14 protein-coding genes are annotated in these 14,837 nt (G+C 71.8%); 3 read left to right on the top strand and 11 right to left on the bottom strand.

Annotated features, from left to right (window positions below):
- The first annotated feature begins 33 nt into the window (after positions 1 to 33).
- Positions 34 to 1,053, top strand: coding sequence for an alcohol dehydrogenase AdhP (gene adhP, locus HGBR_RS03265; protein WP_019157895.1), 1,020 nt, complete (start codon positions 34 to 36; stop codon positions 1,051 to 1,053).
- Positions 1,054 to 1,205: 152 nt separating this feature from the next.
- Here adhP and HGBR_RS03260 read toward each other — a convergent pair whose 3' ends face one another.
- Positions 1,206 to 1,745 carry a TetR/AcrR family transcriptional regulator gene (locus HGBR_RS03260; protein ID WP_019157894.1) on the bottom strand — a complete coding sequence of 180 codons (540 nt, stop codon included), beginning with the start codon at positions 1,743 to 1,745 and terminating at the stop codon, positions 1,206 to 1,208.
- A 148-nt stretch (positions 1,746 to 1,893) separates the two neighbouring features.
- Here HGBR_RS03260 and HGBR_RS03255 point away from each other — a divergent pair, with 148 nt between their 5' ends.
- A complete protein-coding gene (locus HGBR_RS03255) occupies positions 1,894 to 3,423 on the top strand; it encodes an MFS transporter (RefSeq protein ID WP_019157893.1) in 1,530 nt (509 codons plus the stop codon).
- A 7-nt stretch (positions 3,424 to 3,430) separates the two neighbouring features.
- On the opposite strand, the gene HGBR_RS03250 is transcribed toward HGBR_RS03255, so the two are convergent.
- The 10 genes from HGBR_RS03250 to HGBR_RS03205 form a co-directional block, all read right to left on the bottom strand.
- Positions 3,431 to 4,882: a sodium:solute symporter family protein gene (locus HGBR_RS03250; protein ID WP_019157892.1), complete on the bottom strand. Its 1,452-nt coding sequence runs from the start codon at positions 4,880 to 4,882 to the stop codon at positions 3,431 to 3,433.
- Positions 4,883 to 4,954: 72 nt separating this feature from the next.
- The gene (locus HGBR_RS03245; protein WP_019157891.1) at positions 4,955 to 6,679 is read right to left on the bottom strand and encodes a thiamine pyrophosphate-binding protein; all 1,725 of its coding nucleotides are present in this window, start codon (positions 6,677 to 6,679) and stop codon (positions 4,955 to 4,957) included.
- On the bottom strand, positions 6,676 to 7,731 hold the full coding sequence (gene speB / locus HGBR_RS03240) for an agmatinase (protein ID WP_019157890.1): 1,056 nt from the start codon (positions 7,729 to 7,731) through the stop codon (positions 6,676 to 6,678). Before speB ends, HGBR_RS03245 begins: the two co-directional genes overlap by 4 nt.
- A gap of 47 nt (positions 7,732 to 7,778) precedes the next feature.
- Positions 7,779 to 8,897, bottom strand: a complete 1,119-nt coding sequence (locus HGBR_RS03235; protein WP_019157889.1) for a histidinol-phosphate transaminase — start codon at positions 8,895 to 8,897, stop codon at positions 7,779 to 7,781.
- A gap of 30 nt (positions 8,898 to 8,927) precedes the next feature.
- A complete protein-coding gene (locus HGBR_RS18645; protein WP_019157888.1) occupies positions 8,928 to 9,809 on the bottom strand; it encodes a tetratricopeptide repeat protein in 882 nt (293 codons plus the stop codon).
- Complete coding sequence (locus HGBR_RS03225) at positions 9,806 to 10,813, bottom strand: vWA domain-containing protein (RefSeq protein WP_019157887.1); 1,008 nt, start codon at positions 10,811 to 10,813, stop codon at positions 9,806 to 9,808. Before HGBR_RS03225 ends, HGBR_RS18645 begins: the two co-directional genes overlap by 4 nt.
- Positions 10,810 to 11,793: a vWA domain-containing protein gene (locus HGBR_RS03220; protein WP_019157886.1), complete on the bottom strand. Its 984-nt coding sequence runs from the start codon at positions 11,791 to 11,793 to the stop codon at positions 10,810 to 10,812. Before HGBR_RS03220 ends, HGBR_RS03225 begins: the two co-directional genes overlap by 4 nt.
- Positions 11,787 to 12,230 (bottom strand): hypothetical protein, encoded by a 444-nt coding sequence (locus tag HGBR_RS03215; RefSeq protein WP_019157885.1) that lies wholly within the window; start codon positions 12,228 to 12,230, stop codon positions 11,787 to 11,789. The genes HGBR_RS03220 and HGBR_RS03215 overlap by 7 nt, the downstream gene beginning before the upstream one ends.
- A complete protein-coding gene (locus tag HGBR_RS03210) occupies positions 12,220 to 13,137 on the bottom strand; it encodes a DUF58 domain-containing protein (protein WP_019157884.1) in 918 nt (305 codons plus the stop codon). The genes HGBR_RS03215 and HGBR_RS03210 overlap by 11 nt, the downstream gene beginning before the upstream one ends.
- Positions 13,137 to 14,132, bottom strand: coding sequence for an AAA family ATPase (locus tag HGBR_RS03205; RefSeq protein ID WP_019157883.1), 996 nt, complete (start codon positions 14,130 to 14,132; stop codon positions 13,137 to 13,139). Before HGBR_RS03205 ends, HGBR_RS03210 begins: the two co-directional genes overlap by 1 nt.
- A 453-nt stretch (positions 14,133 to 14,585) precedes the next feature.
- Here HGBR_RS03205 and nrdH point away from each other — a divergent pair, with 453 nt between their 5' ends.
- The gene (gene nrdH / locus HGBR_RS03200; RefSeq protein WP_019157882.1) at positions 14,586 to 14,834 is read left to right on the top strand and encodes a glutaredoxin-like protein NrdH; all 249 of its coding nucleotides are present in this window, start codon (positions 14,586 to 14,588) and stop codon (positions 14,832 to 14,834) included.
- Positions 14,835 to 14,837: the final 3 nt, after the last annotated feature.

The raw sequence follows: 14,837 nt of genomic DNA, 5'->3' as shown, positions 1-14,837 counted from the left end.
GGCACGCGTGCGCACCACTCGAAGGAGAGAACCATGACCGCCATGCAGGCAGCGATCGTCGAGAAGTTCGGCAACGACATGACCGTGGGCGACTATGAGAAGCCCACTCCCGGCCGCGGCCAGGCGCTGGTGAAGCTCATCGCCTCCGGCGTCTGCCACACGGACCTCCACGCACTCGAGGGCGACTGGCCCGTCAAGCCCAAGCTCCCCCTGGTCCCCGGCCACGAGGGCGTGGGCATCGTCGAGGAGATCGGCGAGGGCGTCACCAACATCGAGGTCGGCCAGATGGTCGGCAACGCGTGGCTGTGGACCGCCTGCGGCGAGTGCGAGCACTGCCGCCAGGGCTGGGAGACGCTCTGCGAGCAGCAGCAGAACGGCGGCTATTCCACGGACGGCTCCTTCGGCGAGTACATGCTCGTCGACGCGCAGTACGCCGCGATCATCCCCGAGGGCTCCGACCCCTACGAGATCGCCCCCGTCCTCTGCGCCGGCGTCACCGTCTACAAGGGGCTGCGCCGCACCGAGGTCCGCCCCGGCCAGTGGGTCGTCATCTCCGGCATCGGCGGGCTGGGCCACATCGCCGTCCAGTACGCCGTCGCCATGGGCATGCGCGTCGTCGCCGTCGACATCGCCGACGACAAGCTGGCACTGGCCAAGAAGCACGGCGCCGAGGTCGTCGTCAACGCGATGGACGGCGACCCTGCCAGCGCCGTCCAGGAGGCCGTGGGCGGCGCCCACGGCGTGCTGGTCACCGCGGTCCACAAGGACGCGTTCGGCCAGGCGATCGGCATGACCCGCCGCGGCGGCACGATCGTGTTCAACGGTCTGCCCCCGGGCGAGTTCCCCGCCCCCATCTTCGATGTCGTCCTCAAGGGCCTCACGATCCGCGGATCGATCGTGGGCACCCGGCAGGACATGGTCGAGGCGCTCGAGTTCTATGCGGCGGGGAAGATCAAGCCCACGTTCTCCAAGCGCCCGCTCGAGGACATCAACGCGGTGTTCGACGAGATGCGCCACGGCAAGATCGACGGTCGCGTCGTCATCGAGTACTGAGCAGTCGTCGAGTACTGCGCCGTGTCCGAGCGCTGAGGAGCGCCGTTCGGCGAGGCTCCCGCGGGATCATCCTGCGGGGGCCTCGCCCTGTCTGCCGTCGGTGCGATGCTGTCGGCGCGATGCAACCGCTGCGATGCCACCGCTGCCGTGCGTCAGGCTCCGTCGCCGCGAGCCCGCAGGCGCTCGAGCACGCGCAGCAGCGCCTCCTCCGTCTGCGGGGCCTCGGACAGCCCGGCCGAGGCGAGTGACGCGTTGTAGTACAGGCCGTCGCCCATGAGTAGGACCGCCATCGCGAGGTCGTCGTCGTGCAGGTCGTCCCGGATGAGCTCGAGCCACTGCCCGCGGATGCGCTGGATGGCGCGAGTCGCGCTCTCCTCCGCACTCATCGCCAGGCGGAACACGGCCAGGAACGTGCGGTCGAACGGGGTGTCGACCTCCGCGGACGAGGTGATGTAGTACGCGGCCGCGCCCTGAGGGGCGTCCCGCATCGTCGTCGAGTCCTGGTCCGTGCGCTCCTGCAGACGCTCCACGAGGCCGTCGACCAGCGCGTTCTTCGAGGGGAAGTGGTAGAGCAGTCCGCCCTTGGACACCTGGGCGCGCGCGGCGACGGCGTCCAGCGTCGTCGAGCGCTCGCCGCCGTCGATGAGCAGGTCCTCGAACGCGTCCAGCAGTCCTTCGCGTGCGGTCGTCATGGGAGCGACCCTATCGGAGACCCCGCGCGGCCCGTGCGCCGCCAGAGCAGTCGCGGCGGCGATCCTCACACCTCCGAGGGCACATACTATACCGACTGGACGGTATAGTGGACGATGCTGAATCCGCGCCTCCGACCGGAGCACTCCCGTGACGACACTGTTCCTCCCCACCACTCAGTCCCGCCTCAGTGCGCCCCGCCGCTGGGCCGCGCTGGCCGTCCTCATGCTGCCGGTGCTCCTGGTGGCGGTGGACAACACGGTCCTGTCCTTCGCGATCCCGGGGATCTCCGCAGCGCTGTCGCCCACCGGCACCCAGCTGCTGTGGATCGTCGACGCGTATCCGCTGGTCCTGGCCGCACTGCTGGTGCCCATGGGCAGCCTGGGCGACGCGGTGGGTCGTCGCCGCCTCCTGCTCATCGGCTCGCTGGGGTTCGCGATCGTGTCCGCGATCGCCGCGTTCGTGCCCACCGCCGGGCTGCTCGTCGCAGCCCGCGCGGGGCTGGGCTTCTTCGGCGCGATGCTCATGCCCGCGACGCTGTCGATCATCCGGAACATCTTCACCGACGCCACCGAGCGCCGCACCGCCATCGCCGTCTGGGCCGCCGGATTCTCCGGCGGGGCCGCGCTGGGCCCGATCGTGGGCGGCTTCCTCCTCGAGCACTTCTGGTGGGGCTCCGTCTTCCTCCTGGCCGTCCCCGTCCTCGTCCCGCTCCTGGTGCTGGGCCTCTGGCTCATCCCGGAGTCGCGCGATCCCCACCCCGGCCCCGTCGACGTCGTGAGCATCGTGCTCGTCATGGCGACGATGACGCCGTTCGTGTGGGCGGTCAAGGACTTCGCGCAGGGCGGGCTGGACGTCGTCCAGCTGCTGGCGTTCGCCGTCGCCGTCACGAGCGGCGTCCTCTTCGTCCGCCGCCAGTTGGCGCGCCCCGTGCCCATGCTGGACGTCCGCCTCTTCACCGTGCCCGCGTTCAGCGGTGCGATCATCGCGAACCTGCTGAGCGTGTTCTCGCTGGTGGGCTTCATGTTCTTCGTGTCCCAGCACCTGCAGCTGGTGAGCGGCCGCACGCCCATGGAGGCGGGTCTCCTGCTGGTGCCCGGTCTGGTCGTCACGATCGCCGCAGGACTGGCCGTTGTGCCCCTCGTCCGCGTCGTGCCGCCCGTCGCGGTCGTGACCGGCGGCCTGCTGCTCAACGCCGTGGGCTACGGGCTCGTGCTGGTGAGCGGGCAGGCGGGCTCCGACCTGGGCCTCCTCGTCGCGTTCGCGATCCTGGGCGCGGGCGTGGGTGCGGCGGAGACGATCTCGAACGACATCATCCTGTCCGCGGTGCCCGCGCAGAAGGCGGGTGCGGCCTCGGCGATCTCGGAGACCGCCTACGAGTCCGGCGCCGTCCTGGGCACCGCTGTGCTGGGCAGCATCCTCACCGCCGCCTACCGGTCCGGCATCGAGGTCCCCGATTCCGTCACCGGGGCGGCCGCGACCACCGCCGGGGAGACCCTGGGCGGCGCCGTCGAGGTCGCCGGCGCACTGCCGGACCCCGTCGCCGAGGCCCTGCTCACCTCCGCCACGCACGCCTTCGATTCCGGCGTGGTCCTGACGTCTGCGATCGGGGCGGGACTCATGGTCGTCGCCGCGGTCGTCGCCGCGGTGGCCCTGCGCCGGCCGGCACCGGCGGCGTGACGGCGGCTCAGCGGCGCAGGCGCGCGTCCCAGGCCTCGAGGACCGGCTGGGGCGTCGGTCGGGAGACGAGGGAGCCCACGAGGTAGGCCACGGCCGAGGCCCCCAGGCCCACGTAGATCGGCGAGTCCGCGAAGATGCCCACGACGATCATCATGACGATCGTCGTGACGGAGCCCGCGATCATGCCCGCCAGCACGCCCACGATCGTGCCGCGGCGGAACACGAGGCCGCCCAGGATCGGGATGAGGAGACCCGCGACGAGGAGGTTGTAGGCGACCGTGAGCGCCTCGACGACACTGGGCATGACACACGCGAGCCCCATGCTCGCGACGCCGAAGGCGGCCAGCCACAGGCGGGAGGCGCGCAGGCGGTCGGGGGATTCGTCGACCCCGCCCAGCTGGGCGGAGGCGTCCTGCTGGGAGTCGGGGCGGCCTCGGCGGTGGGAGAGGTTCTCCACGACGTCCTGACGGAACACGGTCGAGCCGGCGATGAGAGCGCCGGAGGCCGTCGACATGACGGCGGACAGCGCCGCCGCCAGGACGAAGCCGCCCAGCAGCGGCGCCATCGAGTGAGCGACGACGGCGGTGAAGACGTCGTCGCTCACCTCGATGCCGGGGACCAGGACCTGTGCGGCGGTGCCGATGAGGGCGCCGGCGACGGCGTAGAGCAGGCAGTACAGACCGGTCGAGACGCCGCCCCAGCGGGCGACCCCGGGGGAGCGGGCGGTGAAGACGCGCTGCCAGATGTCCTGTCCGATCAGCAGCCCCAGCGTGTAGATGAGGAAGTACGTGAGGATCGTCGAGCCGCCGATGCCCACGGGGTCGAACGCCTGGGGACCCAGCGCCGCGCTGATGCCGGAGAAGCCGCCCGCCTGCGTGAGGACGATGGGCAGGAGGATGAGGAAGATGCCGATCGTCTGGATGATGAACTGCACGAAGTCCGTCAGCGTGATCGACCACATCCCGCCCAGCAGCGAGTAGACGACGACGACGGAGCCGCCCAGCAGGATCGCCGGCACCCGGTCGATGCCCAGCAGCGCGTGGAAGATGCTGCCGTAGGCGACGGTCGAGGTCGTCGCGATCATGAGGCCGTACGCGGACATGATGAGGCCGGACACGGTGCGCGAGCCGCGGCCGTAGCGCAGCTCCAGCATCTGCGAGACGGTGTAGATCTCCAGCCGCTGGATCGTGGGCGCGAAGAAGAGGCTGAGCGCGAGGATGCCCAGACCGATGCAGGCGACGAGCCACAGACCGGACAGGCCGAACTCGTAGCCCAGGCCCACCCCTCCCACGGTCGAGGCGCCGCCCAGGACGACCGCCGCGAGCGTGCCCGTGTAGAGCATCGGGCCCAGGCGACGGCCGGCGACGAGGTAGTCCTCCTGGGTGCGGGCGCGACGCATGCCCCACACTCCGAATCCGATCATCGCGAGCAGGTAGAGGAGGACGACGGCGATGTCCACGGGGGACTCCATTCAGGGGTGGGAGGGGAAGGCGGGCGGCGGGTGCGGGGTCGGGTGACCCTCTGCCCCCGGTCAGGCGAACCCGTCGCGGACGTGGATGAGGGTCGGGCGGTCCGCGGCGAGTGCCGTCCGGACGAGGTCCGGCAGCAGGTCTTCGACGGCGGCGGCGTCGACCGTCGCCCCGTGCGCCCCCATCGACTGCGCGAGCAGGGCGAAGTCCGGGCGGTGGAGGCGGACGGCGAACGGCTCGATGTCGCGCTCGACCATCTGGTGCTCGATCTCCTCGTAGCCGCCGTTGTCGATGATGACGAAGGGGATCGGGAGGCCCAGCTCGACGGCGGTGACGATCTCCTGGATGGAGAACATCGCGGCGCCGTCCCCCACGATGCACGCGACGGGCCGGTGCGGTGCGGCCAGGCGCCCGCCGATCGCGGCGGGGATCCCGTAGCCCAGCGTCGCGAAGCCCGGCATGTACAGCAGCTGGTCGGGGGTGCGGGCGATGAGCGCGTGGACGGACCCGTCGTACGTGACGCGGGACGAGTCCCCGGCGATCACGACGTCCGGGCCGGCCGCCTCCTGGACGAGGCGCGTGACGCGGGCGCCGATCGCGGTGCCGTCGAACTCCTGGGCGACGGCCTCGCGGGTCGCCGCCGCGCGGGAGGCGCCGGGGGAGCGGGACGCTCCGACCGCGGTGCCGGCGGCCGAGGTGCCGGAGGAGCCGGTCCCCGAGGCGCTCGCAGACGTGACCGGTGTGTGGGCGTCCAGGCGGGAGAGCAGGCCGTCGACGCAGGCCTGCGCATCGCCCAGCAGCAGCACGTGTCCGCGCAGGTTCTTGTGCAGCTGGTCCGGGTCGATGTCGCAGCGGATGACGGTCTGCGGCCGGTCGTCCGAGGCGGCGGATCCCGCGGTGTCCTCCTGGACGCCGATGAGGCCGCCCCACAGATCCGAGTCCGCGATCTCCGTGCCCAGGACCAGGAGCACGTCGGCCTCGCGCGAGGCCTGCTGCACCGCAGGCCACCGCACGTCCGCACCCAGGGACAGCGGATCCGTCTCGTCGAGGATCCCCTTGCCGTTCGCGGTCGTCGCGACCGGTGCGTCCAACAGCCGGGCGAGCTCCGTGATCCGCGCGGACGCGGCCCGGGCGCCGCCGCCCGCGATGATGAGGGGGCGGACGGAGCCGGCCAGGGCCTCGGCGGCGGTGCCGAGTGCGCCCGCGTCCAGGGGACGCGGACGGGCAGGCACCGGGGCGGGGGCCGTGCCGGACCACCCGCCCTCCAGCACGTCCAGCGGCACCTCGATGTGGACGGGGCCGGGCCGGGAGCTGCCGAAGAGGGCGAAGGCGTCCGCGACGGCCTGGGCCGCGCCCTCCGCCGTGCGGGTGCGATGGGCGGCGACCAGCAGGTGACTGAGCGCGCCCGAGGAGTCCTTCGTCTCGTGGAGCATCCCCACGTCCGCGCGCTCCAGGCCGGTGGGCACGCCGGGCGACAGGATCAGCATGGGACGGGACTCCGCATACGCCGTCGCGGCAGCCGTGATGACGTTCGTGAGCCCCGGGCCGGAGGTCGTGATGACCACCCCGGGCTTCCCGGAGACGACGAAGTAGGCGTCCGCCGCGTAGCCGGCACCCTGCTCGTGGCGCGGCGTGATCGCGCGGATCCCGCACGCGTGCAGGTGACGGTAGAACTCGAGGTTGTGGGTGCCCGGGATGCCGAAGACGGTGTCGACGCCGTGGGCCGCCAGGGTCGCGACGACGGCCAGACCGCCGTTCGAGGGGCTGTTGGAGTGCGGCGCGGTCATCGGGTGCCTCCTGCGGGGTCGGACGTGCCCAGGTGCTGCGCGACGGGTCCGGCGACCTGCGTGCGGCCGGCGGCGTCGCCGGCCCACAGGGAGAGGATCTCGTATCCCAGCTGCGCGGCGGCCAGTCCGGTGATCTCCGCGTGGTCGTACGCCGGGGCGACCTCGACGATCTCCGCCCCCACGATGGAGAGGCCGGCCAGTCCGCGGACGGCGTTGAGCAGCTCGCGGTTCGTGAGACCGCCGGTCTCCGGGGTGCCCGTGCCGGGGGCGGCGGCGGGGTCGAGGACGTCGATGTCGATCGACAGGTAGACCGGTGCGTCGCCCAGGCGCCGGCGGATCCGCTGGACGATGTCCGGCAGCGGCTGGAACTGGAAGTCATCGGACCGGATGATCTGGAAGCCCAGGACGCCGTCCGCCTCGAGGTCCTCTGCACCGTAGAGGGGCCCGCGGATCCCCGCGTGCAGGCAGCGCTCCAGGTCCAGGAGTCCCTCCTCGCTGGCGCGGCGGAACGGGGTGCCGTGCGTATACGGCGCCCCCATGTACGTGTCCCACGTGTCGAGGTGGGCGTCGAAGTGCAGGACGGCGATCGGGCCGTGCGTGCGGTGCAGGCTGCGCAGGTTGGGCAGAGCCAGGGTGTGGTCGCCGCCCAGCGTCAGCAGGCGGGAGCCGTCCGCGCGCAGGGCGTCCGCATTCTGCTCGACGGTGGCGATCGCCTCCTCGATGTCGAACGGGTTGACGCCCAGGTTGCCGCAGTCGGCCACCTGCTGTGCGGCGAACGGATGGACGTCGACGGCCTGGTTGTACGGGCGCAGCAGCTTCGAGGACATCCGGATGTGGTCGGGACCGAATCGAGCGCCCGGCCGGTAGCTCACGCCCGCGTCGAACGGCACGCCGACGATCTTGACGTCGATGTCCTCGCCGGGTCGCTGGGACTGCACCTCGTCCAGGCGGGGCAGCAGGCCGAAGGTCGGGGCACCGGCGAAGCGGGGTGTCGCGCTGTAGTCCGCGGGGCCCAGGGGGCCGGCTGCGGGGGAGGGCTGATCGGGTGACATGGGGGGTTCTCCCTCAGGGTCGGAGTGTGCGGGGCGGTGGGGTGCCGTCAGTGCTTGGACGGACGGGCCTCGCCCTGCAACCGGGGGTGCTCGGCCAGGAAGGTGCGGCTGAGTTCGAGCACGCGCTCGAGCGCCTCGTCCGGACCCACGCTGATGCGGACGCCGGCGCCCAGATTGCGCACGGCCAGGGCCTGCCGGCTGGCGGCCAGCTCAAAGGCGTCGGACAGGTCGCCCAGCGGCAGCCAGACGAAGTTCCCCTGCGCCTGCGGCACCGTCCACCCCTGATCGCGCAGGGCCGCGGCGAAGTCGTCGCGGACGGCGGCGATCTCCCGGGCCCGTGCCAGGACCTCGTCGTGGTGATCGAGGGACACAGCGGCCGCCCGCTGGCTGGGCTGCGTGACGCCGAACGGGATGACGGCCTTGAGGAGTCCGGCGATGACGTCCTCGTGCGCGATCGCGTAGCCCACGCGCAGTCCGGCCAGGCCGTGGGCCTTGGAGAACGTGCGGGCCAGCACCAGGTTGGGGTGCTCGTCCAGCAGCTCGATGCCGCGCGCCGCCTGCGGGTCCGTCGCGAACTCCCAGTACGCCTCGTCGAGGACGACCAGCACGTGGGAGGGGACCGCGTCGAGGAGGCCCACCAGCTCGTCCTGGGTGAGGACCGGTCCGGTGGGGTTGTTGGGCGAGCAGAGGAAGACGATGCCCGTCGCGGGCGTCACGGCGCTGATCATCGCCGCGAGGTCGTGACGACCGTCGGCCTGCAGCGGCACCTCGTGGCGCTTCGCCCCGGCCAGGCCGGTGACCTGCGGATACATCTCGAACGACGGCCAGGGGTAGACGGCCTCGGTCCGGTTGTCCGACGTGATCTGGGTGAGCGCGACCAGCAGCTCCGAGGCACCCGCCGTCACGATCGTGCGGTCGGGGGAGACGCCGAAGACCTCGCCGATCCGCTTCCGCAGCGCGACCGCCGCGTCATCGGGGTAGCGCGTCGGCAGGTCGCCCGGCTGCGCGAGGGCCTCGAGGACCGCCGGCAGCGGGTCGAGGTGGTTCTCGTTGGAGGACAGCCGGTAGGGCGTCAGCCCCGGCACCTCCTCCGGCGCACGGCCGGGGACGTACGGGGGGAACGTCTGGAGTTCGGCGCGCAGCCGAGCGGAGTCGCGTATCACCATACGGACATGGTGGCACACCGCGGAGGGCGGTCACCAGGGCTTGGAGCCCGGCTCCCGCACGCCGGAGCCCGAACCGCCGCCGTTGCTCTCCGAATGGCGCTGCTCCGACTCCCGCCGACGCTCCTCGAGCTCCTCGAGGCGCTCGTCCGCCTCCTCGTCCGACTCGCCGGACTGGGGCTCCTCGCCACCGGAACCGCCCTGCTCCTGGCCGTCGTCGTCCCCGGAGGACCCGCCGCTCTGACCGCCGCCGCCGGACTGCTGCCCCTCGCCCTCGCCGGAGGATTCGCCGTCGTCCGAGCCCTCGTCGCCCTCACCGGGCTCCTGCGGATTGTTCATCTGCTCCTGCGACTCGCCCACGCGCTCCTCCTGCTGGGACATCCGCTCATCCGTGCTGGAACCGGAGGGGCGGCACTCCTCCGGCGCGTCCGCGAGCGTCGCGGTGGCCGCGTCGTAGCGCTCGTTCGCCGCATCCGTGTCCTCCGCATCGCGGAAGTCGTCGCCCTGCCTCTCCTGGACGAGGGCGAGGTTGATGCGGACCGCGCACTCGTCGACCGGGGGAGCCGTCGACAGCGCGGTCGTGAGCTCCGTCTCCGCCGTGTCGAGGTCGCCGTCCGCCGCACGGGCGGTGCCGATCGCGAAGTGGCCCTTGTGGTCCTCGAACGGACTCATCGTGAGGAAGCGCTGCGCGGCCGCCTCGGAGCCCGCGTAGTCCCCGTCGTCGAAGCGGTTGGAGGAGCTCACCAGCTGCCAGTGGGTGAGCCCCGTCCACCCGGCCACCAGCAGCAGGAGGAGGACGACGAGCCCGGTGACCACGTGCCGGATCCGCAGCCTCCTGCGGGGGCCGGGGGCGGCCTCGGCGGGAGTCTCCGGCGGCACCGCCGTCTCTGCGGGGATCGTCGTGTCCGTGCTCATGCGCCCCTCCGGGTGGTGCTGAGGAATCCGAGGCCGCGGATGCGGCGGGCGGCCAGCACGCCCTCGACCGCCAGCCACACGACGACGGGGATGAAGAGGACCCACGTGAACTCGGACACCGCCTGGGTCGTCTCGTCCTTCTCCTGGACGATCCGCTCGACGTCCGGGAAGTCGTAGTCGGCCGGCGCCCCCGCGGTGCGGTGGACGTAGTCGACGCCCATGTCGTCCGCGATCCGCTGGAGGTTGCCCTCGTCGATCGTCGAGACCGCATCGCTGCGGGTCTCCGGGTCCTGGATGTACTCCGCCTCCTGGTCCGACCAGTAGCCGTACGTCTCCTGCATCCGGCCGCCGCCCTCGGTGCCGTAGCCCCAGACCGCACCGCCGTCGATGAGCCTCCCCACCTCCGCCATCGACTCCGGCTCCGCGCCGCTGGTCTGCTCGCCGTCGCCCACGTAGAACACGAGGCGCGCGCTGTCCGGGCGGGACTCCTGGGACTTCTCCAGCCGTTCGACCAGATGGTCGCGGGCGGAGGTGACCGAGCTGCCGGACGAGTACAGGGTGACCTCCGGGCTCAGCACGTCCAGTGCGGACCGCATCGCGGAGTCGTCCGTGGTGAGCGGCAGCACCGTCTGGCTGGAGGCGGCGAAGGTGATGAGCGAGAAGCGGGCATCCGGGGCCTGCTCGACGAGGCGGGTGACGTCCTCGGAGACGCCCTGGAGTCGGGGTGCGTCCCCGTCCCAGTCCTCGGCGGCCATCGACGCCGTCACGTCGACGACGACGAAGACGTCCAGTGCCGCCTCGTTCCTCTCCGTGACGGCGGTGACGGGCGTGCCGGGCCGGGTGAAGGCGAGTGCGAGGACCACGACGGCGGCCGCGCGGACCAGCCAGTGGATGCGGCGCTCCGCGGTGAGGACGGCCAGCGTGAGGCAGCCGGCGACCACGAGGACCGTCACGGGGATGAGGACCGCCCACGGCAGGAGCGGGTTGAAGACCAGATCGTTCACAGGCGCAGCCTCCAGACCAGGACGAGCAGTGCCAGCACGCCGATGCCCGTGCCCGCCAGCGGCAGGACGGGGCGGTCGTGGAAGAGCGTGACCAGCCGACCGTCGGTCAGAGCGGCCTCCGTCGCCTGCACGGATGTGACGATGCGATCGACCGCCCGCGCGTCGGACATCGAGTGGAACTCGCCCTCCGTCGTCTCCGCCGCCGCCTCCAGCTCCTCGAGCGGGGCGGGGAAGTAGTACCGGGACGGCGCCAGCGCGTACACGCGCACCCCGCGCTCCACGGCGTGGTCCGCCGCCTCCGGCATCGTGAAGAGGGGCTCGCCGGCCAGTTCGTTGTCCGTCGCGAGGATGATCGAGCGCGACCGTTCCTCCTCGTCCAGCCGGTCGAAGGACTCGACGCAGTTGACGAGGCCGTCCCCGATGAGCGACGACCCGGTCACGACCGGCGGCTGGGTGGGCGCGATGAAGTCGAGCCCCTCCGTCCCGTAGCTCGTGAAGCCGGCGTGGGCGTCCTCCAGGAACTCCTTGGCCATGTCGTAGTCGTCCGTCAGCGGGAACACGGTCACGCCGGTGGCGTTGAAGATCGACATGCCGATCCGCTCGCCGTCGAACGAGTCGATCATCTCGATGTAGGACTCGAGGATCTCCGCGTCGTAGGTGATCATCGACCCGGACACGTCGAGGCACAGCATCACGTCGCGCAGGTGCCGCTTGGGGCTGATCGTCTCCTGCACCGTGGGGCGGGCGACGCCGGCCAGCGCGAACACGGCGGTGAGCGCCAGCACCGCCAGGCCCGCGAGGCTGCCCAGCAGCAGACGCCGCCGGGCGCGGACGTAGGCCGGCAGCGCCGTGAGGCGGGACAGGTACGCGACGGGGGTGCGGCCTCGGCTGCGGGCCGGGAGCAGGAAGGCGACCAGCACGGCGGCCAGCGCCAGCACGGCCAGCGCGATCGCCAGCCACAGCATGGGTGTCGTCACCATCGGGTGATCACCTCCCGCGCGACCTCCAGCTCACGGGCGGCCGTCTCCGGGACATCGCGCTCGAACTCCGCGGCATAGAGGCGCGCGACACCGTCCGCCAGCGGCGCCAGGCCCGCTTCCCGCATCTCTCGCTGGGTCATGTGCTTCGCCTTCGCCCCCCACGCCTCCGCCGCGAAGTCCCGCAGCAGCGCGCTCAGTTCCTGTGCCGTCGTCTTCGTCGTGAGGTCACCCGCGCGGTAGCGGGACTCGATGTCGTCGATGAGGCCCCGGTAGCGCGTCCGGACGTGCACCGGGACCGCGCGGACCCCGTCGGCGCGGCCGCGCAGGTGGCCGATGAGCGGGAGGAACCCGATCAGGACGGCCAGCAGGACGCCCAGGACCGTGAAGACCAGCCACAGGTCGGCCGCGTGCAGGGGCGGGATCAGCTCATCGGGCACGGCGGTGCCTCTCCGCTGCGCGGTGGATGGCCGGCAGCGCCTGCGCCGAAGCCCCCACTCGTTCCGTGACGATGCCCGCCGCCCGCAGGACCCGGGCCGTGTTCTCCCGCCGCGCCGTCTCTGCGGCCGCGTAATCGCGGGCCACGGCGGCGTCCTTCGCCAGCAGGCGGGGGACCGAGGCGCCCGCGCGCACCGTGCCCGCGGCCGTGCCGGCCAGCGTCGCGGCGACGTCGAACGGGACGTCCCCGTCGGCCGCGAGGGCCAGCGGGTCCGCCTCCGTGATCGTGAGCCACAGCAGTTCGTGGTGCGAGGACGCCTTGCGCAGCAGGCGCAGGTGCGCGTCCGTCACGTCGATCTCGTCGCTGATGACGATGACGAGGTGGCGGCGGCGCAGGCGGGAGCTCATCCAGTCGAGGTGGTCGATGACGGTCGAGGAGTCCTGCGTGCCGCGGTGGGCGAGGATCCGGCGCAGCAGGTGCTCCAGGCCCGCCTCGCTGGACTCCGGCCTCGTCATGCGGGTGCGGTGGCCGTCGCTGGCGATGAGGCAGACCTCGTCGCCGCCGCGCACCGCGAACCAGCCGGCCATCCCGGCCAGGAGGATCGCGAGGTCGCGCTTCGACTCGCCGCCGGTCGCCGCGGCGTCCATCGAGCGGCCGGTCGCGACGACGAGGGCCAGACGCAGGCGCCGGTGGTCCGTGTAGCGCTTGACGAGCGGCACGCTGTGGCGGGCCGAGGCCTTCCAGTCGATGTCGCGGATCTCGTCGCCGTCCACGTACTCGCGCAGGTCGTCGAAGTCGAGGGACTGGCCGTGGAAGACGGAGGCCCAGCCGCCGTCCAGCAGGCTGGCGACGCGCCGATGGGTGTGGAGGGTGAGGCGTGTGCGGATCCGGGTGAGGAGCGCTGCCATCAGGGAGTCCTCACGCGACCCAGGATCTCTGCGACCAGCTGGGAGGTGGACACGCCCTCCGCGACTCCCTCGAAGGTGAGCGCGATGCGATGCCCCAGGACGCGCTGGGCCAGGTCCTTCACGTCCTCCGGGATGACGTAGTTGCGTCCGCGGATGAGCGCGAGCGCGCGCGAGGCGCGGGTGAAGGCGATCGAGGCGCGCGGCGAGGCGCCGGCCTCGATGAGGCTGCCCCGCGGGCCGATGACGCGGTCCGCGGCGCGCGTCGCCCACACCAGTTCGACGATGTACCGGCTGATCGCGGGGTCGATGTAGATGTTCCGCGCGGACTCCTGCATGCTGCGCAGCTCCTCGATCGTGCAGGCGGGCTCCGGCTTCGACTCGAAGACACCCCGGTCCATGCGGCTGAGGATCTCGAGCTCCTCCTCCGGCGTGGGATAGCCCAGCACGTCCTTGAGCATGAAGCGGTCCAGCTGGGCCTCCGGCAGCGGGTACGTGCCCTCCTGCTCGATGGGGTTCTGCGTCGCCATGACGAGGAACGGAGCCGGCAGGTCGTAGCGGTGGCCGCCGATCGTGGTCTGGCGCTCCTGCATCGCCTCCAGCATCGCGGACTGGGTCTTCGCGCTGGAGCGGTTGATCTCGTCGAGGAGGACGAGGTGGGCGTGCACCGGTCCCAGGCGGGTGTCGAACTCCCCGGTCGCGGAGTTGTAGATCTGCGTGCCGATGATGTCGCTGGGCAGCAGGTCAGGTGTGCACTGGATGCGCGCGAACGAGGCGGACACGGCGCCGGACAGTGCGGAGGCGGCCGTGGTCTTCGCCAGGCCGGGGACGCTCTCCAGCAGCAGGTGGCCCTCCGTCAGGAGGCCGATGATGAGGGACTCGCGCAGGCGGGCCTGCCCGACGACGAACGTGTCCAGGTACGACTGGACGCGGGTGAGGATCTCTGCCGCAGTGGTGATCTCACGGGTGTTCGCCGTGGACGGCTGGTGCGCGGTCATGCTGTGGTCTCCTCCGTGGGGCGGGCGGCGCGTGTGTCCGGGTTCCTGCCTCCACGGTATCCGGGGGCGCGGACGCTGGGCGCCTCCGTGTGTGGCGGTTCGGGAACAGGGGGTGAGGATGCACACCCCAAGGAATTTTCCCCTGTGGACGAGAGGCCCCGGCCTGGGGACGGGTGGGGGTGGACGGTGGGGACTTCCGGGCGGGTCGGACCGCGACTTCCCCGTGGCCCCGCGCCGGGCGAACGACACGGGTGTCGTTCACACCCTGTGGAGAAGCCGGAACCCGCTCTGCACACGGTGTGCACGACACGCGCGGGAGGCGCGAACCACACTGGCGTAACACAACAGCTGGGGGTATCGTGGACTGCGAACACAACATCTAGTGGTCGGGTGGCCTCGCGCGTCGAACGCCGCCCGGCGGACCGGAACAGACCAGAAGGACGGATACCCCTCATGATCACGGTGTACACGAAGCCCGCCTGCGTCCAGTGCAACGCGACCTTCCGCGCTCTCGATTCGCGCGGCATCGAGTACCGCACGGTCGACCTCAGCAAGGACCCGAACGCCCTCGACGTCGTCAAGGCCATGGGGTACATGCAGGCTCCCGTCGTCGTGACGGAGAACGACCACTGGTCGGGCTTCCGCCCGGACAAGATCGGCTCCCTCGACCAGTCGACGGGCGCCGCGACCTCCGTGGCCTGAGTG

This window comes from Brevibacterium senegalense (assembly GCF_000285835.1).
GTDB lineage: Bacteria > Actinomycetota > Actinomycetes > Actinomycetales > Brevibacteriaceae > Brevibacterium > Brevibacterium senegalense.
This window is presented reverse-complemented; position numbering and strand designations above follow the sequence as displayed.